This is a genomic window from Terrimonas sp. (assembly GCF_003075435.1).
Lineage (GTDB): Bacteria > Bacteroidota > Bacteroidia > Chitinophagales > Chitinophagaceae > Agriterribacter.
Window position 1 is genome coordinate 1 of the sequence record NZ_QCZJ01000059.1, and the last position, 3992, is coordinate 3992.

4 protein-coding genes are annotated in these 3992 nt (G+C 36.2%); all 4 read right to left on the reverse strand.

Annotated features, from left to right (window positions below; translation table 11 throughout):
• Positions 1–325: 325 nt before the first annotated feature.
• The 4 genes from DC498_RS25690 to DC498_RS25705 all read right to left on the reverse strand — a co-directional run bounded on the left by DC498_RS25690 (position 326) and on the right by DC498_RS25705 (position 3817).
• Complete coding sequence (locus DC498_RS25690) at positions 326–916, reverse strand: NAD(P)H-dependent oxidoreductase (protein ID WP_116876986.1); 591 nt, start codon at positions 914–916, stop codon at positions 326–328.
• A gap of 77 nt (positions 917–993) precedes the next feature.
• Positions 994–1536, reverse strand: a complete 543-nt coding sequence (locus tag DC498_RS25695; protein WP_116876987.1) for a Crp/Fnr family transcriptional regulator — start codon at positions 1534–1536, stop codon at positions 994–996.
• Between the two features lie 224 nt (positions 1537–1760).
• Positions 1761–2672 carry a hypothetical protein gene (locus DC498_RS25700; RefSeq protein WP_116876988.1) on the reverse strand — a complete coding sequence of 304 codons (912 nt, stop codon included), beginning with the start codon at positions 2670–2672 and terminating at the stop codon, positions 1761–1763.
• Positions 2673–2905: 233 nt separating this feature from the next.
• A complete protein-coding gene (locus DC498_RS25705; RefSeq protein ID WP_116876989.1) occupies positions 2906–3817 on the reverse strand; it encodes a restriction endonuclease in 912 nt (303 codons plus the stop codon).
• Positions 3818–3992 lie beyond the last annotated feature (175 nt).

The window sequence follows — 3992 nt, forward strand, 5'->3', positions numbered from 1 at the left end:
CCTGTCCCAATCAAGGGCAGAGTCGTACTTGATAGTTTGATATGGTTCAACTCTAATTATATCACCACCGTCAAATATTTCAAAATATGTTTCAGAAGACTGTTTCATAAAAGTTGCCTACAACGTTTTGGGTATTGCCGAAGGCGGGGAAATCAAGGAACAAATTGTTGAGTTCAGCACCGCAGTTAGCAAAACCATTTTTTGTTTGCTAATTTACATTTTTCAAAGCAAATAAAAATGGTTTTGCGGAATAGAAGTATAAAAGTTGAGGATTGGACTTTCAGCCCCGCTTTTGGCAATACCATGTTAGCGGCTGCCCTTTTTGTCAAGTCCACTTTGCAAATTTACTTTCGATGTCTGTCAACCATTTCACTCTTTTTTTCTGACTTACAGATTTTACATAAGCAAAATTTATCCAATTAAGATTTTTGTAACCCATAGTTTTAAAAACACTCCTTAACATTGCTTTTCGGATTAAATTTCCAATAAGCAGCGAATACATGATTTTTGGTTTGTTCATTGTGGTAATAATAGTTACACTTTTCAAATTTTTCAATAGTGGAACTAATCCAAATCCTCTTGGATGATGGTTATACACCACACCTGGACTTAAAACTCTGTCAACAAAACCTTTGGTCGTAGCCGGCATTAAATCCCACCAAATTGGAAAAATAAAAATTATGTGATCTGCTTTTTTAAGCCGCTCATGGTAATCTATTACTTGTGGGTCAATTGGCTTGTGGTCTATAAAGGCTTTTAAATCTGCTTCTGACATTACAGGATTAAATCCATCTTTGTCAAGATGCATAAGGTCAACTTCGTGATTTGCTTTTTGAAGCCCTTTGGTTACTGCTTTCAAGATTGCATTACAATAACTTCCTTCATAAGGATGATTAAATACTATTACGGTTCTCATTTTTTCAGCTTTAAAGTTCAGTGCAAAATTGAACCTTCCAATAGCTGATAAACGATAACAATTGTAAAGAAATTTAATTATCGTCTGTTTCGTATTCGGCTTAAAGAAACGGATGTAATTCCCAAATAAGAAGCAATGTAATGTTGTGGAACACGCTGAATAATATGAGGATGTTGCTCGATTAATTCTTCGTAGCGTTGTTTGGGATTATTTTTAAGAAAAGAATACAAAAGTTGTTGAGATTGAAAAAGTCTTCTGAATAAATGGACTTCCATTTTCTTTTTTAATTCAGGTGAATTTTCGATAATATTTTGAAAGTCTTTTTGTGAAATGGTTTGCAAAATGGAAGGCTCTAAACTTTCAATGCTGTATAAACTTGGCTGATTTGTTCTGAAACTTTCGATAGAAGAAACACTATCACCTTCAAAGAAAAATTGAGTAGTTATTTCTTTACCGTCGTTATTCACCCAAGTTCTTAAACAACCTTTGTCAATGAAAAACATAGTCTTTGAAATTTGACCTTCTTGCAAGAGCGTTGTTTTCGCAGGAATTTCTAGTTGTTTAAAAAGATGGCGGAACTCGTCCCACTTGGTTATTTTAGTAGTCGTTTGTCTGTTCATTACGCTGTCGCTTTAGGGTTGCCGCTAACGAGCAGGGCTTTATGCAGGTTGGGAATTAGTATTCCGTCTGCCGATAACCGTTGCTGATTAAAAATATGTTGATGAAGTTAAGTACAAAAGCTGATATTTATTCGTCTGCTGGAACTGAAGCCGAGATTTGCAAATTAGCTGATGTTTCAATGTCCTGCCCAACTTGCATAAAACCCAATGTTGTAGGCTGGGCTTCATCGTTCAAGTCTGTTGTGCATTACAGGAATGAAAGACAATCCCTTCAATTTATTTTTGTCAACGATGTCCTTAAACTTCTTTGATACAATTTGAAGTCTATTAGCACTGCCGCCACTTCCAAAATATTCGCAACAGTTTACTATGTCAAACTTTGTGTCAAAAATACTTTTGTCAAATAAATAACCGCCAATCATTGGGTGATGAAATTTTATTCGTCCGCAACATTGTGAGGTTTTATCGGTATTCAGATTTTCCTCATTGTTGATTTTACAGGTTATGGTTTTAGTATTATAGCAATCAAATCCATTACTCAGAATTGTGTCAATATGCAACTGATAAAACCCCTCAATAGGAACATTTGTCCTGTGAATAACAGGATTTGAAAATTTAATGCCTTTTATTCCCTCTCTGTCTAAAATGTTCTTGGCTTCCTGTCTTACAAATATTGCGTCAAAATCCCAATGTAACCCCCAAAATTGATTGTTAGGTTGTTTAGGTGTTGTTTTTAGTCGATAAGCAGCATTTTGAAGTTTTCCAATTCCGCACAAATGACAATAATCGTCTAGATTAAAAGTTGCTTTTAGATATGCGAAATCATCCTCTGGTTGTGGATATTGATATTCGCCAGTATTTACGATATACCACTCTGCATTTTTTATGTCCGCTTTCTCATATTCTGTCCCGATAACCTGCGGTTCAAGAAACTTGCCTATTTCTCTTTTAATAACGTCAAAGTCGGGGTTGTCTTCATAGAGATAGAATTCTATTGTGTATTTGAAAGTTGGAATTACACATTCTAAGTCTTCTTTGTAATTGTAGGAATGCGAGTATTTGTCAAGAATTGTCTTAACAGGTTTGATTGTTTTTAGATGACTGTCGAACTGCAAATACCGATGTATAATTCTCATACTGCTGCCTGTTAGCCTTGCCTACAACGTCCGGCAGCTTTGCGTTCGGCAGGGCATTTGGAAAACGTCCAGCCCGGAACTGCAGCCAATGTAAGTTACAAAAGTATGAAAACATATTCTATTGCTCATCCATGTTTGGTCAGCCGGATATGTAGCTGATAGTACCACTGCCGATGAGGATTTATTCATCACCCCCTGCTGACGCAAAACTGAATGTTGTGCGTTCGCCAAGTTTATTCAATGTCAAAATAATCATTGTCAATTTTTTTAAGGTTGTAAGCCGTAAAACTTGATACCCCAAGTTCATAGTCAATCATATAATTTGCCAATTGTTCTCCGTCAATTAGAATTACCTTTTTTGTGATTGTCTTTACATAATTTGTTGCAGAGTCAGCAAACCGTGAAGTCGTAATAAAAACGCCCTTATTTGCTCTCTGTCCGTCCAACGCGCCCACAAAGGATTGAATGTCGGGTCTGCCAACAGGCTGTGTGTCCCACCGCTTAGCCTGAATGTAAATGAAGTCTAATCCTAATTTATCTTCTTTGATAATTCCGTCAATACCACCATCGTTAGTAAGTTTTGTTGCTTGTCCTGCTTCTTTAATTGTTCCACCATATCCCATTTTTACCAAAAGTTCAACAACTAAATTTTCAAAAAATGCTGGACTACAAGTCTTCACTTTGGATAAAAGTTCTAAAGCAAGATTATTTCTTATCTTTAAATAGTTCCATTCTATTATTTCTTCTGGCGTTTCGTTTGTTTCTATATCTTCTGTAATATTTGGCTTTCCATTATCTTTTGTTCTTCCTGCGTTTTCTAAGTAGCCTGGAAACGTTTTTAGAAACTTGAGATTTATGAATTGTGGTTTTTTATTTAGCGTTTCAATCCCCAATGGAGAGATTTTAAAATGCCCGCGCTTAGTATTTTCCACAAGTGAAGCCATTTTCAAATGTGCTTTAGCCCAAGTAACCCTATTATAAAAGATTGTCTGGTTGCGGCTTGGCAACATTTCATTCATTTCTGTATCCGTCAGGTTAAAATGTGCGCCTAAAGCAGCTAAAGTTTCTTTCATTGAGTGTTCTTGGTTGTCTCCAAGAAATGTCAACATTGGTAACATTACACTTTGGAAGTCTGGTATTGCCATTATTCTGTTTTAGGTTGAAAAGTTGTCAGTTTTGGTGACGCACAACGTTCACAGCTTTGCGTTCGGCAGGGCATTTGAAAAACGTCCAGCCCGGTACTGCTGCTGATGTAAGATACAAAAGTTGAAAATATATTTTGTAGTTCATTAGTGTTCGGTCAGCCGGATATGTAGCTGA